The 25,802-nt window shown below is 45.5% G+C and carries 22 protein-coding genes; 17 read left to right on the top strand and 5 right to left on the bottom strand.

What is annotated here, in order from left to right; genetic code table 11:
• Positions 1-24 precede the first annotated feature (24 nt).
• The 6 genes from uraA (at position 25) to xerD (ending at position 6,726) form a co-directional block, all read left to right on the top strand.
• Positions 25-1,275 (top strand): uracil permease, encoded by a 1,251-nt coding sequence (gene uraA / locus AC04Q4_RS07790; RefSeq protein WP_173737394.1) that lies wholly within the window; start codon positions 25-27, stop codon positions 1,273-1,275.
• A gap of 346 nt (positions 1,276-1,621) precedes the next feature.
• Positions 1,622-2,677, top strand: a complete 1,056-nt coding sequence (gene recA, locus AC04Q4_RS07785; protein WP_173737393.1) for a recombinase RecA — start codon at positions 1,622-1,624, stop codon at positions 2,675-2,677.
• A gap of 3 nt (positions 2,678-2,680) precedes the next feature.
• The gene (locus AC04Q4_RS07780) at positions 2,681-3,178 is read left to right on the top strand and encodes a regulatory protein RecX (RefSeq protein ID WP_173737392.1); all 498 of its coding nucleotides are present in this window, start codon (positions 2,681-2,683) and stop codon (positions 3,176-3,178) included.
• A gap of 141 nt (positions 3,179-3,319) precedes the next feature.
• Complete coding sequence (gene rny / locus AC04Q4_RS07775) at positions 3,320-4,879, top strand: ribonuclease Y (protein WP_476388814.1); 1,560 nt, start codon at positions 3,320-3,322, stop codon at positions 4,877-4,879.
• A gap of 140 nt (positions 4,880-5,019) precedes the next feature.
• Positions 5,020-5,628 carry a stage II sporulation protein M gene (locus tag AC04Q4_RS07770; protein WP_173737390.1) on the top strand — a complete coding sequence of 203 codons (609 nt, stop codon included), beginning with the start codon at positions 5,020-5,022 and terminating at the stop codon, positions 5,626-5,628.
• Positions 5,629-5,841: 213 nt separating this feature from the next.
• Positions 5,842-6,726 (top strand): site-specific tyrosine recombinase XerD, encoded by an 885-nt coding sequence (xerD, locus tag AC04Q4_RS07765; RefSeq protein WP_173755542.1) that lies wholly within the window; start codon positions 5,842-5,844, stop codon positions 6,724-6,726.
• 195 nt (positions 6,727-6,921) lie between these two features.
• On the opposite strand, the gene AC04Q4_RS07760 is transcribed toward xerD, so the two are convergent.
• A complete protein-coding gene (locus AC04Q4_RS07760; protein WP_476388813.1) occupies positions 6,922-7,953 on the bottom strand; it encodes a 3-deoxy-7-phosphoheptulonate synthase in 1,032 nt (343 codons plus the stop codon).
• A gap of 70 nt (positions 7,954-8,023) precedes the next feature.
• A complete protein-coding gene (locus AC04Q4_RS07755) occupies positions 8,024-9,364 on the bottom strand; it encodes an oligosaccharide flippase family protein (RefSeq protein WP_173757533.1) in 1,341 nt (446 codons plus the stop codon).
• Between the two features lie 120 nt (positions 9,365-9,484).
• Here AC04Q4_RS07755 and AC04Q4_RS07750 point away from each other — a divergent pair, with 120 nt between their 5' ends.
• The 4 genes from AC04Q4_RS07750 to AC04Q4_RS07735 all read left to right on the top strand — a co-directional run bounded on the left by AC04Q4_RS07750 (position 9,485) and on the right by AC04Q4_RS07735 (position 14,279).
• Complete coding sequence (locus AC04Q4_RS07750; protein WP_173737386.1) at positions 9,485-9,913, top strand: RrF2 family transcriptional regulator; 429 nt, start codon at positions 9,485-9,487, stop codon at positions 9,911-9,913.
• A 25-nt stretch (positions 9,914-9,938) separates the two neighbouring features.
• Positions 9,939-11,126 carry a cysteine desulfurase NifS gene (gene nifS / locus AC04Q4_RS07745; RefSeq protein WP_173737385.1) on the top strand — a complete coding sequence of 396 codons (1,188 nt, stop codon included), beginning with the start codon at positions 9,939-9,941 and terminating at the stop codon, positions 11,124-11,126.
• Positions 11,127-11,154: 28 nt separating this feature from the next.
• Complete coding sequence (nifU, locus tag AC04Q4_RS07740) at positions 11,155-11,601, top strand: Fe-S cluster assembly scaffold protein NifU (RefSeq protein ID WP_015526995.1); 447 nt, start codon at positions 11,155-11,157, stop codon at positions 11,599-11,601.
• A 92-nt stretch (positions 11,602-11,693) separates the two neighbouring features.
• Positions 11,694-14,279 carry an HAD-IC family P-type ATPase gene (locus tag AC04Q4_RS07735; RefSeq protein WP_476388812.1) on the top strand — a complete coding sequence of 862 codons (2,586 nt, stop codon included), beginning with the start codon at positions 11,694-11,696 and terminating at the stop codon, positions 14,277-14,279.
• Between the two features lie 77 nt (positions 14,280-14,356).
• On the opposite strand, the gene AC04Q4_RS07730 is transcribed toward AC04Q4_RS07735, so the two are convergent.
• On the bottom strand, positions 14,357-16,351 hold the full coding sequence (locus AC04Q4_RS07730) for an alpha-amylase family glycosyl hydrolase (protein ID WP_476388811.1): 1,995 nt from the start codon (positions 16,349-16,351) through the stop codon (positions 14,357-14,359).
• A gap of 50 nt (positions 16,352-16,401) precedes the next feature.
• Positions 16,402-17,220 (bottom strand): histidinol-phosphatase HisJ family protein, encoded by an 819-nt coding sequence (locus AC04Q4_RS07725; protein ID WP_476388810.1) that lies wholly within the window; start codon positions 17,218-17,220, stop codon positions 16,402-16,404.
• A gap of 300 nt (positions 17,221-17,520) precedes the next feature.
• Here AC04Q4_RS07725 and gap point away from each other — a divergent pair, with 300 nt between their 5' ends.
• The 3 genes from gap (at position 17,521) to tpiA (ending at position 20,716) form a co-directional block, all read left to right on the top strand.
• Positions 17,521-18,540: a type I glyceraldehyde-3-phosphate dehydrogenase gene (gap, locus tag AC04Q4_RS07720; protein WP_021652276.1), complete on the top strand. Its 1,020-nt coding sequence runs from the start codon at positions 17,521-17,523 to the stop codon at positions 18,538-18,540.
• 185 nt (positions 18,541-18,725) lie between these two features.
• Entirely contained in the window at positions 18,726-19,922 is a 1,197-nt protein-coding gene (locus AC04Q4_RS07715; RefSeq protein ID WP_476388809.1) for a phosphoglycerate kinase, read from the top strand.
• 44 nt (positions 19,923-19,966) lie between these two features.
• On the top strand, positions 19,967-20,716 hold the full coding sequence (gene tpiA, locus AC04Q4_RS07710; protein ID WP_021977259.1) for a triose-phosphate isomerase: 750 nt from the start codon (positions 19,967-19,969) through the stop codon (positions 20,714-20,716).
• 109 nt (positions 20,717-20,825) lie between these two features.
• Here tpiA and AC04Q4_RS07705 read toward each other — a convergent pair whose 3' ends face one another.
• Entirely contained in the window at positions 20,826-21,101 is a 276-nt protein-coding gene (locus AC04Q4_RS07705; RefSeq protein WP_173756646.1) for a helix-turn-helix domain-containing protein, read from the bottom strand.
• Between the two features lie 101 nt (positions 21,102-21,202).
• On the opposite strand from AC04Q4_RS07705, the gene AC04Q4_RS07700 reads away from it, so the two are divergent.
• The 4 genes from AC04Q4_RS07700 (at position 21,203) to gpmI (ending at position 25,732) form a co-directional block, all read left to right on the top strand.
• Complete coding sequence (locus AC04Q4_RS07700; RefSeq protein ID WP_195456619.1) at positions 21,203-21,424, top strand: hypothetical protein; 222 nt, start codon at positions 21,203-21,205, stop codon at positions 21,422-21,424.
• A 79-nt stretch (positions 21,425-21,503) separates the two neighbouring features.
• On the top strand, positions 21,504-22,622 hold the full coding sequence (locus AC04Q4_RS07695; RefSeq protein ID WP_476388808.1) for an Mbeg1-like protein: 1,119 nt from the start codon (positions 21,504-21,506) through the stop codon (positions 22,620-22,622).
• 55 nt (positions 22,623-22,677) lie between these two features.
• Positions 22,678-23,973, top strand: coding sequence for a homoserine dehydrogenase (locus AC04Q4_RS07690; RefSeq protein WP_178773208.1), 1,296 nt, complete (start codon positions 22,678-22,680; stop codon positions 23,971-23,973).
• A gap of 217 nt (positions 23,974-24,190) precedes the next feature.
• On the top strand, positions 24,191-25,732 hold the full coding sequence (gpmI, locus tag AC04Q4_RS07685; protein ID WP_476388807.1) for a 2,3-bisphosphoglycerate-independent phosphoglycerate mutase: 1,542 nt from the start codon (positions 24,191-24,193) through the stop codon (positions 25,730-25,732).
• The last annotated feature ends 70 nt before the right edge of the window (positions 25,733-25,802 follow it).

Genomic DNA, 25,802 nt, shown 5'->3' with positions numbered 1-25,802 from the left:
ATAAAAAACGGGGAGGATTAGAGAGTGGAAAAAAGAATCATACAGGTCGAGGAAAAAGTACCTGCCAAAATGCTGATACCCTTAAGTATCCAGCATATGTTTGCCATGTTTGGAGCATCTGTACTGGTACCGTTCCTTTTTGGCATCAGTCCGGCCATCGTTCTTCTGATGAACGGTGTGGGAACACTTCTTTTCATTTTTATCACAAAAGGAAAGGCGCCTGCTTACCTGGGATCCAGTTTTGCCTTTTTGTCACCGGCGTTGCTGGTCATCAGCAAATATGGCTATGAATATGCGCTGGGAGGCTTCGTAGTTCTTGGTATTGCCGGTATGGCAGTTGCTTTTATCGTACGTCAGTGCGGAACGGACTGGATCGATATCGTGCTGCCGACAGCAGCAATGGGACCGGTAGTTGCACTGATCGGACTGGAACTTGCAGGAAGTGCAGCAAGCACAGCAGGACTTCTGGAGGATAAAGTAGATCCTAAGAATGTGATCGTATTTCTGGTGACACTGGGAGTTGCAGTATTCGGACAGATCCTTTTCAGAGGATTTCTTTCGGTTATTCCGATTCTGATCGCGATCATCGCGGGCTATGTGGCAGCAGGAGCATGCGGGCTTCTTGATTTTACAGCAGTAAAAGAAGCAGCATTTTTCGCACTTCCGAATTTTACATCACCGAAATTTAATTTTGAGGCAGTTATGACCATTTTTCCGGCACTGCTTCTGGTAACTTCCGAGCATATCGGACATCAGATCGTAACCGGAAAGATCGTTGGACGAAATCTTCTTAAGGATCCGGGACTTCACAGATCACTGTTTGCGGATTTCTTTTCCACCACAGTTTCCGGCTGTCTTGGTTCTGTACCGACAACTACTTACGGTGAGAACATCGGCGTTATGGCAGTGACAAAAGTTTACAGCGTGCAGGTTATCGGCGGCGCGGCGGTGCTTTCCATCTGCTGTTCTTTCCTTGGTAAACTGGCAGCACTGATCAGCACCATTCCGGGACCAGTCATCGGAGGAATTTCTTTCCTTCTTTACGGAATGATCGGAACATCCGGACTTCGTATGCTGGTTGACAACAAGGTAGATTACAGTAAATCCAGAAACCTGACACTGACAAGCGTTGTGTTCGTAACAGGACTTTCAGGAATTGCCCTGAAGCTTGGAAATGTAGAGCTTACAGGTATGGTCCTGGCCTGTGTGGTCGCTATGGCCCTGAGCCTTGTATTCTATATTCTTGACAAGCTGAAGCTGACAAATGATCAGTAAGACAGTATTATAATTTTTGGGGAAAAGCAGATACACGGAAAAAATCTCCGCTGTATCTGCTTTTTTGCTGAATAACCGCATATCAGTTATTCGGTTATGAGCAAGTAGCGAAAGCGGATTGCGAATATCCGATTGACTGCAGAGCTGCGTGGCGAAAAGGGATGATTTTATCCGCCTGATTGTCATATTATGAGTTTTGGTGTCAACAAAAAAACAGGGGGATTTTGAAGTATCTTATTGACAATCAGCCCGATTTATAATACTATGTAATACAGAAAACACGAACAAAGGTTCGAAAAAAATGAAACGTAAATTATAAAATAGAGAAGAATAGGAGAGTCGAAGGATGATCAGTGAAGAGAAGCAGAAGGCGCTGGAAGCAGCCCTTGGAAATATTGAGAAGCAGTTCGGTAAGGGCTCCGTTATGAAACTTGGAGATTCCAGTTCCCATATGCAGGTGGAGGCAGTTCCTACAGGATGTCTGAGCCTTGATATCGCCCTTGGCGTGGGTGGTGTTCCTAAGGGACGTATCGTGGAGATTTACGGACCGGAATCCAGTGGTAAGACAACAGTTGCCTTACATATGGTAGCTGAGGTGCAGAAGAGAGGCGGAATCGCAGGATTCATCGATGCAGAGCATGCACTTGACCCGGTTTATGCCAAGAGTATCGGCGTAGATATTGATAATCTTTACATTTCGCAGCCGGATAACGGTGAGCAGGCACTGGAGATCACAGAGACTATGGTTCGTTCCGGTGCAGTAGATATCGTGATCGTAGACTCAGTTGCAGCCCTGGTACCGAAGGCTGAGATCGAGGGAGATATGGGAGACAGCCATGTAGGACTTCAGGCCCGTCTGATGTCACAGGCACTTCGTAAGCTGACAGCAGTAATCAGCAAGTCAAACTGTGTTGTTATATTTATCAACCAGCTTCGTGAGAAGGTTGGCGTTATGTTCGGCAATCCGGAGACAACAACAGGCGGACGTGCCCTTAAGTTTTACGCGTCTGTCCGTATGGATGTACGCCGTGTTGAGACACTGAAGCAGGGCGGCGAGATGGTTGGTAACCATACCCGTGTGAAAGTAGTGAAGAACAAGGTGGCTCCGCCATTTAAGCAGGCAGAGTTCGACATCATGTTCGGTACCGGTATTTCCAGAGAGGGAGATATTCTGGATCTTGCAGCAGAGTGCTCCATTGTCAACAAGAGCGGCGCATGGTACGCATATGAAGGAGATAAGATCGGACAGGGACGAGAGAATGCCAAGATGTTCCTGAGAGAGCATCCGGAACTTCGTGATGAGATCGAGAAGAAGGTACGTGTACACTATCACCTGGATCCGTCTGACGAGACAGCGGAGGCAGCTGGTACACAGGCTGCAGATAAAGAGGAAGAAGAGTAATCCATGCTGAATCCGGAAGAGAGAAACAGAGCACGTAAGAAAGCCATGAGACTTCTGGAACATATGGACCGCACAGAGAAAGGCCTGACGGACAAGCTCCGCCAGGCCGAATTTTCACAGGAGGCAGTGGAGGATGCCATTGCCTATGTGAAGTCCTACGGCTATATCAATGATGCCCGTTATGCCAGAACCTATATCTCATTCCGCATGGAGTCCAAAAGCCGCCAGAAGATCCTCTCAGAACTTCAGATGAAAGGGGTAGACCGCCAGACTGCACTGGAGGCCTGGGAAGAGATGGAAGAGCTTATGGAGCCGGATGAACGTGCAGTACTTCGTAAGACAATAGAGAAGAAATTTAAGCCGAATGCAGAGCTGGATGAGAAGGAGATGCGGAGGCTTCAGGGATATCTTGCCAGAAGAGCGTTCAAGTATGAAGATATCGCCCATGCTCTGGAAGAAATGAATATACGGGTGAAGCGGGATACGGGATCGTTATACTGAATTAAGCGACCAAAAAACCACAGTTCACATATGCTAACCAAAATTGGCTTTTTCAAGAGAAAAACTTGACATAAATGTGAAAAACAGCTAAACTTGTATTGTTGTATTTGTACAATGAAAACTAAATAAGGAGGTGCTCCTGTGGCAGGCACAATTATCGGTGTTATTGTCGCTGTGGTAGTCACGCTACTTATTGCAGTTCCTGTTACTTGCAAGGTTGCTGTGGACAAGAAAGTACGCAAGGATGCGGAAATCGTAGGTACAGCAGAGGATAAGGCAAGGAATATTCTTGATGAAGCATTGAAAGCAGCAGAGACCAAGAAACGCGAAACTTTACTTGAAGTAAAGGAAGAATCTCTGCGAACTAAAAATGAACTGGAAAGGGAAACCAAGGAACGGAGAAACGAGCTGCAGAGATATGAGAAACGAGTATTATCAAAAGAGGAATCTGTTGATAAGAAAGCCAATGCGGTGGAGAAGCGTGAGCTGGAATGTACAGCGAGATTTAACGAGTTACAAGAAAAAGAAAAACGAGTAAATGAACTTGAGGAAAAAGGAGTACGGGAACTGGAACGAGTTTCAGGTCTTACCTCCGAACAGGCAAAAGAAGAATTACTGAAATCTGTTGAAGATGACGTAAAGGTTGATGTTGCAAGACTCTATAAAGAGCTTGAGAACAGAGCCAAGGAAGAAGCCGGAAAGAAAGCAAAGGAATATGTGGTCAATGCCATCCAGAAATGTGCAGTAGATCATGTTTCCGAGACAACGATTTCTGTGGTACAGCTTCCAAGTGACGAAATGAAGGGAAGGATCATCGGTCGTGAAGGTCGAAATATCCGTACACTGGAGACACTTACAGGCGTGGATCTGATCATTGACGATACACCTGAGGCAGTAGTCCTCTCTGCATTTGATCCGATCAGAAGAGAGATTGCCAGAGTGGCTCTGGAGAAGCTTATTGTGGATGGCCGTATCCATCCGGCAAGAATTGAAGAGATGGTTGAGAAGGCCCAGAAAGAAGTGGAAACGCAGATCCGTGAAGACGGCGAGACTGCTGCCATGGATGTGGGTGTACACGGAATCCATCCGGAGCTTCTGAAACTTCTTGGACGTATGAAATTCCGTTCAAGCTATGGTCAGAATGCACTGAGACATTCCATTGAAGTTGCACAGCTTTCCGGAATCCTTGCAGGAGAGATAGGTGTAGATGTGCGTATGGCGAAACGTGCCGGACTTCTTCATGACATTGGTAAATCCATTGATCATGAAGTTGAGGGCTCACATATCCAGATCGGTGTAGATCTCTGCAAGAAATATAAGGAGTCCCCGATCGTTATCAATACTGTTGCGTCCCACCATGGTGATGTGGAGCCAGAATCTCTTATCGCTTGTATTGTACAGGCTGCTGATGCCATTTCCGCAGCAAGACCTGGTGCAAGACGAGAGACACTGGAAACATATACCAATCGTCTGAAACAGCTTGAGGACATCACAAATGAGTTCAAGGGCGTTGAGAAATCTTTTGCTATTCAGGCAGGAAGAGAAATTCGTGTTATGGTCGTACCGGATCATGTAAGTGATGCAGATATGGTTCTCCTTGCAAGAGACATTGCAAAGCAGATTGAAGCAGAACTTGAGTATCCAGGACAGATCAAGGTCAATGTGATCCGTGAGAGCAGAGCGGTTGATTACGCGAAATAATCCACAGATCATATAAGAGTACTGATAATAAAGAAAGCCGGACAGCTTTTATATAGCTGCCCGGCCTTTTTGCGTCCTGAAATATTAACAGGAAGTTATATTACCTGGGATGTGAACGTAAACTGGTACAGGGTGAGTGAATGGAGATTAAGACAGAAAACCGAAAATGGAAAACAGCCGGAAGATTTCCAGCGGAAATATTATTTCTTACCGGCTTTCTTGCAGGGACGATCCTGCCAAATATAGTTTGGAAGATGGAATGGAAACAGAAGACCCTGGCTTCTTTTTACCTGATCCGCAACTTTGCAGAGAAAGATATTTCCGGCAGCGGATATTTTATGGAAGTGCTCAGGCGAAGAGGAGGATTTTTTATTATACTGTTTCTGTGTGGCTTTACTGTGTTTGGTGTGCCGCTGTCTGTGGCGTACATGTTGATCCTGGGAGTGGAAACAGGACTTCTGCTTGCATTGTCGGTTCTGGAATTCGGACTTTATGGAGGACTTGCCGGAGCAGGGCTTCTTTTGCCACAGTATATAATCTATGTACCGGCCTATTTTTGCCTGGCAGGAATGGTGTACCGGCAGTCCTGTAGAATCTGGAAAAATTACGGCCTGGTGCCTGCAAAAAACGTGCCTTATATCAGAAAGGGAATTACGGTTTTTCTGATTTATGCAGGGGGGATTCTGGCAGAGAGTTTTCTGAATCCATGGATTGTTGAAAAAATTATAAGGAATCTGAAATTTTTTTGAAAAAGTTTCCCACAACATCTAGTAATGGTTTCCATAAAATCTGCGATATTTGGTGGTTAATGGCTGAAAGTGTTGAAAATGCGCGGTTTTGCGCTAAAAAACCGTTTGATTTTATGTAAAATTCACAGTATAATTCAGTAATAAAAGGATACAGAATTTACTATTTGGGATAAAATTAATATAGCATTAGCGTTAGAAACGGGATGTAAGGGAATGGACATAGAGATACGGGAATTTATTACATATTTACATAACAGAAAAAGAACATCGCATAATACAGAGGTATCTTATCAGAGAGATCTGAAGAAAATGGCGGCATATTTTGAAGAGCGCGGAATTTATGATATTAAAGATGTAGGGGAACTGGAGCTGGAAGGGTACTTAAGTTATATGGAACGCGGACAGTTTGCTTCTTCTACCATATCCAGGAATGTTGCTTCTATCCGTGCGCTGTTTCAGTATCTCCATCAGGAGGGCAGAATTGAGAAAGATCCTTCCCTGGAACTGAAGCCGCCCAAGGTTGAGAAGCGGATGCCGGAGATCCTTTCTGTAGATGAAGTGGACAGGCTTTTGAAGCAGCCTAACAGAACAACTCCCAAGGGAATCCGTGACAGTGCCATGCTGGAGCTTCTTTATGCTACGGGAATGCGTGTCAGCGAGCTTTTGCGCCTGGAGATGAAGGATATCAATCTTTCCCTTGGGTATGTGGTATGCCGTGATGAAGGCAAGGAGAGAGTGATTCCTATCGGGAATATATGTAAGACTGCCATGGAAAAATATCTGGGAGAGGCCAGGGAGAAGTTTGTGAAAGAGAATGAGACAGAGTTTCTTTTTACGAACTGCTCAGGTAATTCCATGAGCAGGCAGGGATTCTGGAAGGTGCTGAAAGGATATGCGGAGGAAGCAGGAATCAAGCATGATATTACACCACATACGTTAAGACATTCTTTTGCCACGCATATGCTGCAGAACGGGGCAGATGTAAAGAGTGTACAGGAGATGCTTGGACATTCCGACATTTCCACCACACAGGTGTATCTGAACTTTGGCGTGGCGAAGATGAGAGATGTGTACATGAAGGCGCATCCGCGCCACTGAAATTAAATATATAAGTTAAGCCAGAAAGCGGATATCTGAGAAGATACGTTTTCTGGCTTAATTTTTAGTCACCGCAGATGAAGCAGCATGCAGGACTCTACTATATGATTGAATGTAAAAATCCCGACAGATCCGAATGATCGTAACGAATCTGCCGGGATAAATTTATGTCCGGAATATAAAGATCAGATCTGCCTAGCAGTTCTCGGCAATTGTATAGAGAAGCTGTTCGGACTGCTCCCATCCGAGGCAGGCATCTGTAATAGACTTGCCGTAGATATGGTTTCCGCCGATCTTCTGGTTGCCTGGCTCGATGTAGCTCTCGATCATGAGACCCTTTACCATAGTGTGAAGCTCCGGATCTACCTTGCGGCTGTGAAGAACCTCGCTCGCAATACGGATCTGCTGCTCGTACTGCTTGTTGGAGTTGGAGTGGTTGGTATCCACGATAACAGCCGGGTTGGCAAGATTTTTAGCATGATATTTATCATAGAGGAGACGAAGATCCTCGTAATGGTAGTTCGGAATAGCTTCGCCATGTTTGTTTACAGCACCACGAAGGATAGCATGCGCAAGCGGGTTGCCTATTGTCTCAACTTCCCAGCTTCTGTAAATAAAACGGTGTGCGCCCTGGGCAGCCACGATGGAGTTCAGCATAACGCTGTAGTCACCGCTGGTCGGGTTTTTCATACCAGCCGGAACATCCATGCCGCTGACTGTTAATCTGTGCTGCTGGTCCTCTACAGAACGTGCACCTACAGCAACGTATGAGAGAAGGTCAGAAAGGTAACGGTAGTTCTCCGGGTAAAGCATCTCGTCTGCACATGTAAAACCACTCTCGCGGATAGCACGCATGTGCATCTTACGGATTGCGATCAGACCTGCAAGAAGGTTCGGTTTCTTCTCAGGATCCGGCTGATGAACCATTCCCTTGTATCCTTCACCTGTTGTACGAGGTTTATTTGTGTAAACTCGTGGGATGATGAGAACTTTATCCTCAATTTTCTCCTGTACTTTACGAAGTCTTAAAAGATAATCACATACAGCGTCTTCGTTATCAGCAGAACATGGTCCGATGATAGCGAGGAATTTATCTGATTTTCCGGTGAAAATATCGCGGATCTCTGTATCACGTTTCTCCTTAAGTGCCTGGATCTCTGCATCTACCGGGTACTGGTTGCGGATTTCCTCAGGAGTAGGCAGTTTCTTTATGAATTCAAAACTCATAGTATTAATTCCTCCGTAATTCCGTATTTTATTCAGCAGTCATTTGTAAACTGTTGTATTCGGTTATTAATTATAAACGATTCTTGCCGGATTGTCGATAGGGAAATTTTAACGCTTTCACGTGTAGAAGAGTCAGGAGCAATTCGCCCAGAAAAATACCGTAAAAATAACCCCGGAGTCCGATACGCGGGATCATAAAAACTACAAAGAAGATCCGGATAAGGATGCCGCAGACACTGTGTACCAGGCACCGGCCAGGTCTTCCAAGTCCGTGAAGAATGCTGGCAAGCATAGTATTTGTATAAAGAAACGGGCACACAAAAGACATATACCGTATGTAGATCCCGGCAGTTTTACTGTGAAAAAGCAGCTGACCGAAAAAAGGTCCGAAAAGAAAGAAGCCGCTTCCGCAAAGAAGGCCAAGGACCATGCAAACAAGAAAAGTCTGGTCTGTAACTTTAAGGATCTGTTTCTGATCGCCAAGGGCATCAAGCTCTGCTACAGAAGGCATAAGCATTACAGAAGCAGATGCAGTAAGTGTGGATGGAAAAAGGATCAGAGGAAGTGCCATTCCTGTAAACACTCCGTAGGTCTTCAGAGAATCTGATGCAGTAAGTCCGGAACGCAGGAGCATCTGCGGGATCAGCACCACTTCAATACTCCCAAGGAGAGTCAGAAGAATCCTGTTAAGGGAGACAGGAAAAGAAAGCTCAAAAAGCTCTTCGAGAAGTGCAGAAGTTTTCAAGGAGCGGGCTTCCTCCCTGGAAAAAGTATGGTTTCCGAAATAAAAGGAAACTGCCAGGAGAGAAGCAAGGGTTGCTGCGATTTCACCGGCCAGGGAGCCGCCTGCAGCAATAAGTGCAGTTACAGGGCGGTTTTCCCTGAGAAAGATCAGATACAGGACATAAGCTGCACCGATACGGACAGCCTGTTCTGTAAGCTGGGTAGCTGCGGGTACAAAAGCTTTTTTCCGGGCAAAATAATAGCTGCCAATGCAGGAATGAACTGCACAGACAGGAACTGTGAAGCTTATCAGGCGGAGAAGATTCGCAGTTTTTGGAGCTTTCAGTATAGCTGACGCAAAAAAATCAGCTTTCTGAAAAACAAATAATCCGGTTACAGAAGAAAGAAAAACAGCAGTGCAGGTGCCAAGGAGCAGGGAAAAATGTGCCTCTTTTTTCTGGCAAAGAGCAAGCTTGGAAGCGATGAGACGGGAAAGCGCGGACTGGATCCCGGCGTAGGAAAGGGCGCACATAAGTCCCTGTAGCGGCAGCACCAGCTGATACAGTCCCATGCCTGCGGCACCAATCGTGTGAGATAAGAATATTCTATAAAAGAAGCCTGCAAGACGGCTGATAAGCCCGGTACAGGCAAGAATCAGAGTTCCTTTCAGAAATACTTTTTTTGACATGGCGATACCAGAGCTTTTTTTCAGTATATGAGAAAGTTAGTCTTGACAGAACTAAACGTTTCTGATAGAGTAAACATGAAATCCGAGGAAAACACTGGGAATTAAAAAAGAGGTGAGCGGATGAAACTGTCAACAAGAGCTAAATACGGACTCAAGGCCCTTATAGATCTTGGGCTTTACAGTGAAAAAGAAGCGGTCTCGCTTCAGAGTATTGCAGGCCGTCAGAATATATCAGTCAGCTATCTGGAACAGCTGATGGCTCTTTTAAAAAAAGCGGGACTTGTGAAGAGTATCCGCGGTGCTGCCGGAGGCTATTTCCTTGGAAGACCGGCAGAAGAGATTTCAGTGGGAGATATCCTTCGTGTCCTGGAGGGCGGCCTGGAAGCTGCGTCATGTCCGGGAACAGAAGGCGACGGTGGCTGCCAGGGTTCCGATCTCTGCGTAGCTAAATTAGTGTGGAAGAGGATCAACGACAGCATCACAGATGCAGTGGATACACTGATGCTCAGTGAGCTGATCGAAGAAAGCCGGAGAATACACGAAAAATAATTATCCTGAACAGGAGGAAAAGAAAATGGGAAAAATGATATATCTGGACAATGCGGCTACCACAAAGACCGCACCGGAAGTTGTGGAGGCAATGCTGCCGTATTTTACAGAGTTTTATGGAAATGCTTCAACCGTTTATGATTTTGCAGCAAACAGCAAAGCAGCTATCGCAAAAGGAAGACAGCAGATCGCAGATGTGATCGGAGCCAAAAAAGAAGAGATTTATTTTACAGCAGGTGGTTCCGAGTCTGATAACTGGGCACTGAAAGCTACATTTGAGGCATACAAAAATAAAGGGAACCATATCATCACAACAAAAATAGAGCATCATGCCATTCTCCATACCTGTGAGTATCTGGAGAAAGAGCGCGGAGCGAAGATCACATATCTTGATGTTGATGAGAACGGTTTCATCAACCTGGATGAGCTTCAGAAAGCGATCACACCGGAGACCATCCTGATTTCTGTTATGGCAGCCAATAACGAGATCGGTACTCTTGAGCCGCTGAAAGAGATCGGACAGATCGCACGTGAGCATGGAATCCTGTTCCATACAGACGCTGTTCAGGCATTCGGACAGATCCCGATCAATGTAGATGAGTTCAATATTGATATGCTCAGTTCCAGCGGACATAAGATCAACGGACCGAAGGGAATAGGTTTCCTCTATATTCGTAAAGGCGTTAAGATCCGTTCCTTCGTACACGGCGGAGCACAGGAGAGAAAACGTCGTGCAGGTACAGAGAACGTTCCTGGTATCGTAGGCTACGGTCTTGCAGCAGAGCGTGCAAACAAGTCCATGAAGGAGCGTACTGCAAAAGAAATCGAGATCAGAGATCATATGATCAGCAGGATCCTCACAGAGATCCCGTACGTACGTCTCAATGGAGATAAAGTAAAACGTCTTCCAAACAACATAAACGTAAGTATCCAGTTCATCGAGGGTGAGTCTCTTCTTCTGATGCTTGATAACTTTGGAATCTGTGCATCCAGCGGATCTGCATGTACATCCGGCTCTCTTGATCCGTCACATGTTCTGCTGGCTATCGGACTTCCACATGAGATCGCACACGGATCTCTCCGTATGACATTAAGCGAGGAGACAACAATGGAGGATGTTGATTTTGTAGTAGATAAACTGAAAGACATTACTGCAAACTTAAGAAGTATGTCTCCATTATATGAAGATTTTATTAAAAAGCAGAAAAAATAATAAAAACACTTGTCAGGAGGAAAAAATAATGTATAGTGAAAAAGTAATGGATCATTTTCAGCATCCACGTAATGTAGGTGAAATCGAGAACGCAAGCGGCGTGGGTACTGTAGGAAATGCTAAATGCGGTGATATTATGAGAATATTCCTTGATATTGATGACGAAACTCATATTATCAAAGACTGCAAATTTAAAACATTTGGATGCGGCGCAGCAGTTGCGACAAGCAGCATGGCAACAGAGCTTGTAATGGGAAAGACCATTGAAGAAGCAATGGAAGTAACCAACAAGGCTGTTATGGAGGCACTGGACGGACTTCCGCCAGTAAAGATCCACTGCTCCCTTCTTGCTGAGGAAGCAATTCATGCAGCTCTCTGGGACTATGCAGAGAAACATCACATTAAGATCGAGGGTCTTTCCAAACCGAAGTCTGATATCCATGAAGGAGAAGAGGATACAGAAGAAGAGTATTAATTCCCTTATATTTTTAAGATCATAGCCGTGGCATGAGCAAGCTTCGCGCGAATGGAAACCGTAAGCCATTGAAAGGACAGGTAAGTAGACACATGACAGGACTTACGAACGAAGAAGTTCAGGAGAGAATTGCGCAGGGCCAGGTAAATAATAACGAAAACCCCAACACCAGGACTTATAAGCAGATCATTCTGGAGAATACACTTACATTCTTCAATTTTCTGAACCTGGTGCTGCTGGTTCTCGTACTGCTGGTTGGTTCCTACAAGAATTCCATGTTTGTAGGAATCATTTTTATTAATACGGTAATTGGAATTATTCAGGAGATCCGTGCCAAGAAGACCATCGACAAGCTGGCGATCCTGACAGAATCCAAGACTGTAGTTCTGCGTGAAGGAAAAAAATGGAAGATATCCACAGAGAAGCTGGTTGTGGATGATCTGATCTTCCTCAAGGCCGGGGAACAGGTACCGGCAGATGCGAAGATACTGGAAGGAAATCTGGAAGTAAATGAATCCCTGCTTACCGGCGAGGCAGATAACTTGCCGAAGAATCCGGGGGATGAGCTTTTTTCCGGAAGTTTTGTAACTGCAGGTCAGGCCTGCTGCCAGATCATTCATGTAGGAAGCGATAATTATGCTTCCAGGATCACCAGTGAGGCGAAGGAATTCAAGCGTCATAACTCAGAGCTTCGTAATTCACTGAACGCTATTCTTAAGGTGATCAGTATTATTATCGTGCCCCTTGGTGCGATGCTTTTTTATAAACAGTATTATTTTGTGGGAGACAGTATCCGGGATTCTGTAGTCAATATGGTGGCAGCAGTTCTTGGAATGATCCCCGAAGGGCTTGTTCTTCTGACCAGCGTGGCCCTGACTCTTGGTGCCCTGAAACTGGCACAGAAGAAGACGCTTGTGCAGGAGCTTTACTGTATTGAGACTCTGGCACGTGTGGATACACTCTGCCTGGATAAGACAGGAACCATCACAGAGGGAACCATGTGTGTGGATTCAGTGGAGAGCTATCCGCCGGTGTATGAGGAGATTTCTGATGAAGCATCAGGAAATAAGACCGAGTCTGGAGAAAGGAATAACGATGGAACTAAGAGTTCTGAGCTGACTGAGGGTTCGGCTGCTTCTGAAGCTTCAGCAGTTTCAGCCGCGGAAGCGATTGCAAAAGAGGATGGGAGTTCGATTCTCTTACCACAGGAGGAGGCTGAAACCGGTGCAGAGAAAACTAGACAGGAAGATACTGTGAAGATCCGGGAGATCGAGCATATCATGGGAAATCTTCTTTCTGTTCTGAAAGACCAGAATGCTACTGCAGATGCGCTTCGTGCAAGATTTAAGGTGGCTCAGGATATGGAGCTGGATCATGTGATCCCGTTCTCTTCTGACAGGAAGTATAGTGGAGCTGCTTTTAAAGATGCAGGAACGTATCTGATGGGGGCTGCGCAGTTTCTTTTCCCGGAGGGAAATCCTGAACTGATGGAGTACTGTGGCAGTTTTGCAGAAGAAGGACTTCGTGTTCTGGTTGTTGCCCACAGTGAGAATGTAAATGAAGGCACTGAAATCCCGGAAGGACTTGAGCCTGTAGGACTTCTCCTTCTTACAGATGTGATCCGTGCAGAGGCACCGGATACGCTGGCATATTTTGAAAGTCAGGGTGTTGACCTGAAAGTGATTTCAGGTGACGATCCTGTGACAGTTTCAGCTATTGCGAAGCGCGCAGGGCTGAAAAATGCAGAGCAGTATGTAGATGCTACCACCATAACCACTCAGGAAGAGATGGATGAGGCAGTTGCCACATACAGTGTATTTGGCCGTGTAACACCGCAGCAGAAGCAGGCAATGGTGAAATCCCTCCAGGCACAGAAGCATACAGTTGCAATGACCGGTGATGGTGTGAACGATGTTCTGGCTCTCAAAGAAGCGGACTGTAGTATTGCCATGGCAGAGGGAAGTGATGCTGCCAAGAATATTGCAAATGTGGTTCTTCTGGATTCCAATTTTGCGGCAATGCCGGAGATTGTAAACCAAGGACGCCGTGTTGTCAACAATATTCGGACAGCAGCTTCCATGTTCCTGATCAAGACGATCTTTTCTGTATTGCTGTCACTGATTACGATTTTTTTCGGGGATTACTATCCGTTTGAGCCGATCCAGATGTCACTGATCAGTGCCTGTGCAGTTGGTATCCCTACATTTCTTCTGGCTCAGGAGAATAACTATGAGAAGATCGACCACACTTTCCTGCGACATGTGTTTATGAATGCCTTTCCGGCTGCAGTTACCATTACAGGATGTGTATTTACTGTAATGCTGGTATGTCAGAATGTATACCATTCTAATCTGATGCTGAATACAGCCTGTGTCCTTGTTACAGGATGGAACTATATGGCTGCGTTAAAGACAGTATATGCGCCGTTGAACCGCTATCGAAAGGTAATCATTTACAGTATGCAGGTGATCTTTTTCGGGGCTGCGGTTGTTCTGCAGAATCTTCTGACACTGGGCTCACTGGAGTTTGGCATGATCATTTTGGTATTTCTGCTTATGACGTTTTCGCCGATTTTTATCGAAGTGATCACAGACTGGCTCAGGAATATTTACAGCAGGTCACTGGATAAGGGGGAGCAGGGAAAATTTACGATATTTATTGATAAACTTAGAAAATAGAATAATACAAAAAATGAACAAAAGGCACTGCGCAGAAAATGGCAGTGCCTTTTGTTGTGGGAAAAAAGCCAAATCAGTTACTTGGTCCGCATGAGCCAGATAAATCCAAATGCCGGGATTTCTACAGCCTGTGCGTCTCTCTGAACGCCTGTGAGGAGATCGGTGTAAGTACCGTCCTGTTCGTTGATCCAGGCGACTTTGTCCTGGTCGCTGAAGTTGTAGAGGCAGATCAGTTTTTCCTGCTCAGTTTCTCTTACCAGCGCGAGCAGAGCTTTGTCCCAGGTTTCCAGGGTGTGGGACGGGATTTCAGGGGCGAATACGGAGTGACTGTTCCGGATGGCTTCCAGTTGCTCCAGACTGTTGAAAATGCGTCCCTGGATGGTTTCGGCGTCAGCACGGTTCTGGGCCAGGACCCAGTTGAAGTGGCCGTTGTGGAGCCAGCGTGGATCAGCTGCTTTGGACGAATCGGTTTTGTAGGTGTAGTCATTGAGCTGTCCGATCTCGTCTCCGCTTCGAAGTACCGGGATTCCCGGGAGGGAAAGAAGGAGAGCATGAAGGGTTACATCGTAGCGGATTCCGCGGCTGACACCGTCTGCATTGCCTTCGTAGTCAAAACGTTCGATTCCTGCAAGAGATGCAGTTGTACCGCAGAGCTCAGATTCTTCAGTTTCCGTATTTATGTAGATTTCACCCCGGGCAAAGGAATCCGGGAAGGTACCTGAGAGAAATTCATTCAGATAATCTCTGTGAGGGCCTTCTGTGATGAAGCTGTCTTTCAGGAAATCGTAGTCCAGATTCCAGCGTACGGTGTTACGGTTGCGGAGGTAGTTCTGGAATACCGGTGCCTGGGAAAGAGCGGCAGTTTTGTCGATTCCATGGCGAAGAAGAGAAGTATCCTTTGTGGCAACGGTGTGCCAGATATCGGACATCAGCTGTGTGCTGTTTACAATGTGAAGTTCCGGCATATCAGAGGTTCCCCCAAATGCAGCTGCCTCGGCAGGAGTACGGTCGGTTTCTCCGAGAAGAAGAACTCCCGGGCATACGATCTCGCAGACCATACGTGTCATGCGAAGCAGGGAGTGAAGCTTCCAGAGATCTTCGGTGTTCAGCATTGGAAGGACACCGAGGCTGAAAACAGAAGCTCCCACATTTGCAAGCTCCAGGATCTGGAGAAGCATTGCATTAAAGAATGCCGGAGTCTGGAGTACACATGGCGAACCGGACTGCGGATCATCCACAGAAAGGCTTAACGGGATCTCAAGGGCCAGGCGGATGTCTGCTTTCTGGCAGTTAGCTGCAAGGGTGTGCAGATCTTCGGAAGTTCCGATTTCCGGGATAATGCGAAGAGAGCAGTTGGAGGTTGCCTGAAAAAGATCTGTCAGGTACAGAGTGTCTGCCTTGCATTCGCTGACATAGTCCAGTTTATTGGATAGTCCGGAAAGGGTATCTGCGAAATCAGCAGGGTTTACAGCCATTCCTGTGAAAGTGGTTTTGCGGAACCAGTCAGGATTTTGTGCGCAGGCCTGGTCAGCTTCTTTCATGGAAAGAGAACGTTCGCGGTAGATCTCTTTCATTTTTTTTGTAAGGCTTGAGAATGTGCCGGCAACCTCAGGATGATCGCGGAACAGCTCGCAGTAGAGCCATTTCAGATCATTGTAGTAGCGGTTCAGACGCTTCTCGTAGAGAGCATCGTAGGCAGTGTCCTCTTTGGAAGTCTCAACTTTCAGAGGTTCCGTTTTGGAAGTAGTTACTTTTGCCGGCTCAGTTTTGGAAGTCTCGACTTTAATTGGCTCAGTTTTGGAAGTCTCGACTTTAATTGGCTCAGTCTTGAAAGTCTCGACTTTAATTGGCTCAGTTTTGGAAGTCTCGACTTTGAGCGGTTCAGTCTTAGAAGTCTCAACCTTAAGAGGCTCTTTCTTCACAGTCTCAATTTTTTCTGTCTCAACTTTAGCATTTTCAACAGAGTTAACAGCACTGGCACTGGTACCGGCAGCAGCGGTATTCTTTTTCAGCTGCTTTTCTTTCTTTGCCTGCATGGCAGCTTTCTTTTTCTGGAGTCTTTTTGTTGACATATATTAAATATTCCTCCTTAATGAATTAGTATCAGTATAATAAGTAAAATCTACAGCTTATGGAAAACCGGCTGGCGGTTTTTAAACACAGTATAATAGGAAAATCCACATTCACGGAGAACCTCAGCTGCTTTGTTAAAGGCATAACCGATCTTATCCGGAGTATGTGCATCAGCCCCGATCGTAATGATCTCACCGCCAAGCTCGCGGTAACGGCGTATGATATTGACGCAGGGATTCGGCTCTCCAAGCCCGTAGTGATAACCGCCTGTGTTAAGCTCAATCCCCACATTCTTTCGGATCAGCGTACGCAGGATCTCATCCAGGATCTCCTTGTACCGGCCATAAGAATACTGTCGGTTCTGATTCGGACCATAGCGTACTACATAGTCAATATGTCCGTATACATCCATTTCGTCAAAAACAGCGATATTTTCCAGGATGGATTCGAAATATTCCATATAGCAGGCAGATTCCTTACGACCCGCAAAATAAGAAGGATAATAAGGATCATATCCATGCACCACGTGAGAGGAACCAATAACGAAATCAAAAGGAACTTCTTTCAGAAGTCCGGAAAAAGATTCTGCAAGATGAGGCTGAAGCCCAAGCTCGATCCCGAAGTTAACATTGATCTGGTCTTTAAAAGCATCTGCAAGACTCTCAAGCTTCTGTCGGTATGCCGGGATATCCAGCGAAAAATCAAGATCCTCCGGAGTATCAGGATAATCCGGATCAAAATGTTCAGTAAAACAGATTCCCTTAAGCCCCTGTTCTACGGCAGTCTGGATCATCTCTTCCATAGGAGTATCGGAATCTGAGGAAAAAGAGGAGTGCATATGGCAGTCCCATAAAATTTTCTGGTCCATGTTTTACCTCCATATTCAAGTCTTTATATTCTGTGACAATGTTTTTATCTGTCTGTTGCGCAGCCGGATAAGTTACTGGTGGGATTAAGGATATCCGTTTTGGTACTTAACAGGACAGAACTTTCTATCACAGAATTATAGCACATTTTTCGGGAATTTTCTTAATATTTATTTTAATATGGTTTTTTATAAATAGCTCTTGAATTTTTGTTTGGAATTAGGTACAATATGAAACAGGTTGATGTTTCTTTAACAAAGGAACGATTTAAATCACCATTCAATTCATAGGAGGAATTTATCATGGCAGTAAAAGTTGCAATTAATGGTTTTGGACGTATCGGTCGTCTTGCATTCCGTCAGATGTTTGGAGCAGAAGGATTTGAGATCGTAGCAATCAACGATCTTACATCTCCTAAGATGCTTGCTCACTTATTAAAATATGATTCTACACAGGGAAGATATGCTCTTGCTGATAAAGTAACAGCAGGCGAGGATTCCATCACAGTAGACGGAAAAGAGATCAAAATCTATGCTAAGGCTAACGCTGCAGAGCTTCCATGGGGAGAGATCGGTGTAGACGTAGTTCTTGAGTGCACAGGTTTCTACACATCTAAAGACAAAGCTCAGGCTCATATCGATGCAGGTGCTAAACACGTAGTTATTTCCGCTCCGGCTGGAAACGACCTTAAGACAATCGTTTACAACGTAAACCATCAGGGTCTTACAAACGAGGACAAGATCATCTCCGCAGCTTCCTGTACAACAAACTGCCTTGCACCAATGGCTAAGGCTCTTAACGATCTTGCACCGATCAAATCCGGTATCATGTGCACAATCCACGCTTACACAGGCGATCAGATGACACTTGACGGACCGCAGAGAAAAGGCGATCTGAGAAGATCCCGTGCAGCTGCAGTTAACATCGTTCCGAACAGCACAGGTGCTGCTAAAGCTATCGGACTTGTTATCCCAGAGCTTAACGGCAAACTTATCGGTTCTGCACAGCGTGTACCTACCCCAACAGGTTCTACAACAATCCTTACAGCAGTAGTTGAAGGAAACGTTACTAAAGAGCAGATCAACGCAGCTATGAAAGCAGCTTCCAATGAGTCCTTCGGATACAACGAGGATGAGATCGTATCCAGCGATATCGTTGGTATGAGATTTGGTTCCCTCTTCGATGCTACTCAGACAATGGTACTTCCACTTGAGAATGGCACAACAGAGGTTCAGGTAGTTTCCTGGTATGACAACGAGAACTCCTACACAAGCCAGATGGTTCGTACAATCAAGCACTTCGGAAAACTTCTGAACGCTTAATTTTCTGCGAACGGGTGTAGAAGAATAGACTCAGAAAGGGTCCGGTCTGAAGAGGACCGGGCCCTTTTTTTCCAAAAGACCAAACAAAAAAATGTCTGAGGAATGACTGTTAACAGAGCGGACAACAATATCGCTCGCCCTTATTGATCTGCTTTTGCAGAAATAAAAGTTAAGGAGATATAGAGATGCTGAACAAAAAAAGTGTTGACGATATCAATGTAAAAGGACAGAGAGTACTTGTAAGATGTGATTTCAACGTTCCGCTTCAGGACGGAAAGATCACAGATGAGAACCGTCTTGTAGCTGCTCTTCCGACAATCAAGAAACTGATCGCAGACGGTGGAAAGGTTATCCTCTGCTCCCACCTTGGAAAACCGAAGGGAGAGCCGAAACCGGAGCTTTCTCTTGCACCGGTAGCTGTTCGCCTTTCCGAGCTTCTTGGACAGGAAGTAAAATTTGCAGCAGATCCTGAGGTAGTAGGACCGAACGCAAAGGCTGCTGTAGCAGCAATGAAAGACGGCGACGTAGTTCTTCTTGAGAACACACGTTATCGTGCAGAAGAGACAAAGAACGAGGATAAGTTCAGCGAAGAGCTTGCTTCCCTTTGCGACGTATTTGTAAACGATGCATTTGGAACAGCTCACAGAGCTCACTGCTCCAATGTAGGTGTTACCAAATATGTGAAGACAGCAGTTGTAGGATATCTGATGGAGAAAGAGATCGCATTCCTTGGAAACGCTGTAAACAATCCGGAGAGACCATTCGTTGCAATCCTTGGCGGAGCTAAGGTTTCCAGCAAGATTTCCGTTATCAACAACCTTCTTGACAAGGTAGATACACTGATCATCGGTGGTGGAATGTCTTACACATTCTCCAAAGCTATGGGTGGACATATCGGAAGATCCCTCTGCGAGGATGATTACCTTCAGTATGCACTTGACATGATGAAGAAAGCAGAGGAGAAAGGTGTGAAACTTCTTCTTCCTGTAGATAACAGAATCGGTGATGACTTCTCCAACGACTGCAATATCCAGATCGTAAAACGCGGTGAGATTCCGGACGGATGGGAAGGAATGGATATCGGACCTGAGACAGAGAAAATCTTTGCAGACGCTGTTAAAGATGCCAAGACAGTTGTATGGAACGGACCGATGGGATGCTTCGAGATGCCGAACTTCGCACATGGTACAGAGGCAGTTGCAAAAGCTCTTGCTGATACAGACGCAACAACCATCATCGGTGGTGGTGATTCCGCAGCAGCTGTAAATATCCTTGGATATGGCGACAAGATGACACACATCTCCACAGGTGGCGGTGCTTCTCTTGAGTTCCTTGAGGGCAAAGAGCTTCCGGGCGTAGCAGCAGCTAACGATAAAGACTGATAAAAAATAAAGTGTTCCGCGAACACGAAAAGGAGATAAAAACAATGGCAAGAAAGAAAATTATTGCTGGAAACTGGAAAATGAACATGACACCAAGCGAGGCTGTAAAGCTTGTTGAGACTTTAAAACCGCTTGTTGTTAACGATGAAGTTGACGTAGTATTCTGCGTACCGGCTATCGACATCATCCCTGTTGTTGAGGCAGCTAAAGGTTCTAACATCCAGGTTGGTGCTGAGAACATGTACTTCGAGGAGAAAGGTGCTTACACAGGTGAGATCGCTCCGGCTATGCTCGTAGATGCAGGCGTTAAGTACGTTGTACTTGGACACTCCGAGAGAAGAGAGTACTTCGGTGAGACAAACGAGGACGTTAACAAAAAAATGCTCAAAGCTTTCGAGCATGGCATCACACCGATCATGTGCTGTGGTGAGACACTTACTCAGAGAGAGCAGGGCGTAACAATGGACTTCATCCGTCAGCAGGTTAAGGTTGGATTCCAGGGTGTTACAGCTGATCAGGCTAAGACAGCAGTTATCGCTTACGAGCCGATCTGGGCTATCGGAACAGGTAAGACAGCTACAACAGAGCAGGCTCAGGAAGTTTGCGCTGATATCCGTAAATGCATCGCTGAGATCTATGATGATGCTACAGCAGCAGAGATCCGTATCCAGTACGGCGGATCTGTAAACGCTGCAACAGCTCCTGACTTATTCGCTCAGGCTGACATCGATGGCGGTCTTGTAGGTGGCGCTTCCCTGAAACCGGATTTCGGAAAGATCGTAAACTACAAATAAGATCTACTAAGATCAACTCTGAAGAGGGGGCTTTGGCCCCTTCTTTTTTAAACAAAAACTCCCTCTGAAATCAACCGGTGCAGATCATGCCATCATAACGCCGTTAATTTCAGAGAGAGTTTTTATTATTTTCAGGAGAAGTACTTTTTTTCTCGAGCTCATCTGTATTTTCAGTATTTTCACCAGGATCAGGAATGTGTTCCACAATATCTTCAATATTACAGTGAAGGATGGAGCACAGCCTGTCTATTGTAAAAATCTCAATATTCTTATTTTTCCTTAGTCTGTCCAGAAGTGAACGTGTAATCTCATAATGTTCATAGAGATCATACTGGGAAATTCCGCGTTCCTTCATAGTCACCCAAAATCTGTCATATTTTATCATATGTGTATCCTGTCCGATTCGTCCTTGAATTAAACTTATTATGAATGTAAAATTGGAATTACAACAGTGTCCTTATAGAGACACTATGGAGAGGAGAGACAATGAAGAAATTTTTAAGAAGACTTTTTTCTGTGGTAATCACGCTCTATTTTTCAGCTACTATGTTTTACTGTTTTGTGGCCGGAGCACCAACAGGAGGAAATGGAAAGGCAATCTATCTTGTATCAGCAGCAGGTCTGGCTGTTCTGATGCCGGGTTTTGCCTGCGGATGCCTGTATTACATTCGATATCTCAGGAAAAAACTTGATGAACAGGGTAAATGATCCGGATTTATGGTATTATAATAAAGAGTAAGGCTGTAACCATGGGAAACAGATAATAGATTGATCTATGGAGGTTTTTATGGGAAATATTCTGGATTATCTGGATTGGAGAGGCGATATTACTTTTGAGCGGGCACCGTTTAATGAAGTGGACAATCTGATACTGGCATGCTTTTCCTATCTTGAACTGGATGGTATCCGCGGGATACAGGATGGAAATACTCTTTATCTGGAGGAGCTTTCAGAGAACTTTTTTGCAGAAAAAAAGGACGAAAAAATTAAAGCCCAGACCACGTTCCTGAAGAATATACCAGAGCTCTTAAGAAAAATGGCCAGGTCCGACAGATATCGGAAATGCAGGGTGGGTGGTTTTGTCAATGAGATCCTGTCAAGCGAGATACAGCAGTTTGCAGCTGTGACAATAGAACTGCCAGACGGAACTGTCTATATTTCATTCAGAGGCACGGATGATACCATTACCGGATGGAAGGAAGATTTCAATCTCAGCAACGGGATCGTTCCATCCCATAAGCGTGCGCTGGAATATCTGGAAAAAGAAGGCAGGTACATCCAGTCCATGCTGCGTATCGGCGGTCATTCCAAAGGCGGAAATCTGGCCATGTATGCTGCACTGCAGTGTGAGGAAGAGATACAGGAGAAGATCCTGACAGTTTATGATAATGACGGACCCGGATTCCCGGAAGGATTTTTTTATGTAAGAGATACAGAAAAGATCCTGAAAAAAGTAACGAGGATCATACCGGAAGCATCTGTGATCGGTATGCTGCTTACCCACCAGAAAGAACCGGTGATCATAGGCAGTACGCAGAAAGGGATTCTGCAGCACGATGCTTTTACCTGGGAGATCATGGGACCTTCTTTTATAAGAAAAGAAGGTTTGACCAGAAAAGCAGAGACAATGGATCTGAGACTTCATAAATGGATTGATGGCATGAATGAGGAGCAGAGAGCCCATCTGATCACGGAGCTTTTTTCCGTGCTTGAGGCCACCGGGGCGGAGACGATCCAGCAGATCCTGGACGGAGGAGTGAAAAGTCTGGCTGCCATGGCATGGCGTCTGGATAAACTGGAACCGGAATCCAAAGCCATGGTACAGGAGCTGATCACAGGACTTTTTGCAAGCTGGCTGGAGCTTCTTCCGATGCCGGAGCTTGACAAAAAACGTTTTCTGCCATAACATATGAGATAATTCTGATAAAAAAATGGAAAAAAATGAAAGGGGACATCAGAAAATGAGCGAAAAAGTCGTAAATGCGGCCCTCCTTGGCCTGGGAACAGTAGGAACAGGCGTATATAAAGTCATCAGGAACCAGGAGCAGGAAATGACAGCCAAGCTTGGATGTCAGGTAAAGATCACAAAGATCCTGGTGCGCAACCTTGAAAAAGCAGTTAAGAAAGTAGAAGATCCTTCTATTCTTACAACGAACTGGGATGATATCGCTGGAGATCCTTCTATTGATATCGTGATCGAATTGATCGGTGGTATTGAGCCTGCACGCACATACATCCTTTCCGCACTGAAAGCAGGAAAGAATGTAGTAACAGCTAACAAGGATCTGATTGCAGTTCATGGAAAAGAGATCCTGGAGACAGCAGGGGAGGCGCAGAAAGACTTTTTATTCGAGGCAGCAGTTGCCGGCGGAATTCCGATCATCAGTCCGCTGAAGAACAGCCTTGAGGCCAACCATGTGACGGAAGTTATGGGAATCGTAAACGGAACCACAAACTTCATCCTCACAAAGATGTCCCAGGAGGGTATGGAATTTTCTGATGCCCTTGCCCTTGCGACAGAACTTGGATATGCAGAGGCAGATCCTACGGCAGATATCGAAGGTATCGATGCAGGAAGAAAGGTTGCGATTCTTGCTTCCGTTGCTTTTAATTCCAGAGTCACTCTGGATAATGTTCATATAGAAGGAATTACCAGGATCACAGCCAAGGATATCCGTTATGCTAAGGAGATGGGCTGCGAGATCAAGCTGCTGGGCGTTGCGCGCTGTCAGGAGGACGGTGTTGAGGCTTATGTATGCCCGATGCTGATTCCGGCAGAACATCCGCTTGCTTCTGTAAATGATTCCTACAATGCTGTTTTTGTACGCGGTGATGCAGTTGGAGATACCATGTTCTACGGACGTGGAGCAGGTGAGTTTCCTACAGCAAGTGCTGTTGTGGGTGATGTATTTGAGGTAGTCCGCAATATGAAGGCAGACTGCTGCGGACGTGTAGGCTGCACCTGTTATAAGACTCTTCCGGTGAAAGAGATGGCAGACACTCATAACCGTTACTTCCTCCGCCTTCAGGTAGAGGACCGCTGCGGTGTACTTGCCGAGATTCTGGAGTATTTTGCCAAATATCAGGCAAGTGTTGCACAGATCATGCAGAAAGAGAGCAAGAGACCGGATACAGCAGAGGTTGTTGTGATCACCAAGCTGGTAAGCGAGGGAGCTTTCTTCAAGGTTAAGGAAGAGCTGGAGAACAGCCCGTCTGTAAGAAAGATTTCTTCCATGATCCGTGTATATGAGAATTAAAAAATTTCCCACGGAAATCAGCGCAGAAATTTGCAGGTCCGCTTTTCGGAAATTTATATCAGGATAAATTTTTATCAAAGAAAACGTTGCAAAATTCCTGGATTTTGGTACTATATAAAATGGAAAACAAAAGAATTCTGTCAGACACAGAAAGCAGGAACGATCCCGGCGAAATGTGGGCGGCAGATTTTCGATCAAAGATAAGAAGGGGAAAATTATGAGCAAAAAACCAACCGTATTAATGATCCTTGATGGTTATGGACTGAATGACAGACATGACGGAAATGCTGTATACGAGGCTAAGACACCGGTTATGGACGGACTGATGAAAGATTATCCGTTTGTAAAAGGTAATGCAAGCGGACTTGCCGTAGGTCTTCCGGATGGCCAGATGGGTAACTCCGAGGTAGGTCATATGAACATGGGTGCAGGCCGCATCGTATACCAGGAGCTTACAAGAATTACAAAAGAAATCCAGGATGGCGATTTCTTCAAGAACGAAGCACTTCTTGCAGCAATGAAGAATGCAAAAGAAAATGATTCAGCGATCCATTTCATGGGACTTCTTTCTGATGGTGGTGTACACAGCCACAATACACATCTCTATGGACTTCTTGAGATGGCTAAGAGAGAAGGACTTAAGAAGGTTTACGTACACTGCTTCCTGGACGGTCGTGACACACCGCCTGCATCAGGTAAGGAATTCGTAGAGCAGCTGGAAGCTAAGATGAAAGAGATCGGCGTTGGTGAGATCGGAGTGATCTCCGGACGTTACTATGCAATGGATCGTGATAACCGCTGGGATCGTGTAGAGCTTGCATACAAGGCTCTTACACAGGGTGAAGGCGTAAAAGGAACAGACGCTGCAGCTGCAGTTCAGGCTTCCTACGATGATGACAAGACAGATGAGTTTGTTCTTCCGACAGTTATCGAGAAAGATGGCAAACCGGTTGCAACAATTTCTGATAAGGATTCCGTTGTATTCTTTAACTTCCGTCCTGACCGTGCTAGAGAGATCACAAGAGCTTTCTGTGATGATGATTTCAAGGGCTTTGAGAGAGCTAAAAGACTGGATACTACATTCGTTTGCTTTACAGAGTATGATGATACTATCCAGAACAAACAGGTAGCATTCCACAAAGTTCTTCTTCACAATACATTCGGTGAGTACCTTGCAGCTCATGATATGACACAGGCACGTATTGCTGAGACAGAGAAATATGCACACGTAACATTCTTCTTCAATGGCGGTGTTGAGGAGCCGAACAAGGGAGAGGACAGAATCCTTGTGAAATCCCCGAAGGTTCCGACATACGATATGCAGCCGGAGATGAGTGCACCGGAAGTGTGTGAGAAACTTGTAGAGGCGATCAAATCTGAAAAATATGATGTGATCATCATCAACTTTGCAAACCCGGATATGGTTGGCCATACAGGTGTTGAGGCAGCTGCGATCAAGGCTGTTGAGACAGTTGACGAGTGCGTTGGAAAAGCTGTAGAGGCGATCAAAGAGGTTGACGGACAGCTCTTCATCTGCGCTGATCACGGTAACGCAGAGCAGCTTGTAAACTATGAGACAGGTGAGCCATGGACAGCTCATACAACCAATCCGGTTCCGTTTATCCTTGTAAACGCAGATCCGAAATACACACTTCGCGAGAACGGATGCCTTGCAGACATCGTTCCGACTCTGATCCAGCTTATGGGAATGGAGCAGCCGAAGGAAATGACAGGAAAATCTCTTCTTGTTGAGAAATAAATAAGCATTTTGTGTGAAGAGCCTTGCGGGTCAATATAGATTCGCAGGGCTTTTTTGGAGGAATTGTTTA

Source organism: Blautia sp. HA8986, assembly GCF_056504635.1.
This window is presented reverse-complemented; position numbering and strand designations above follow the sequence as displayed.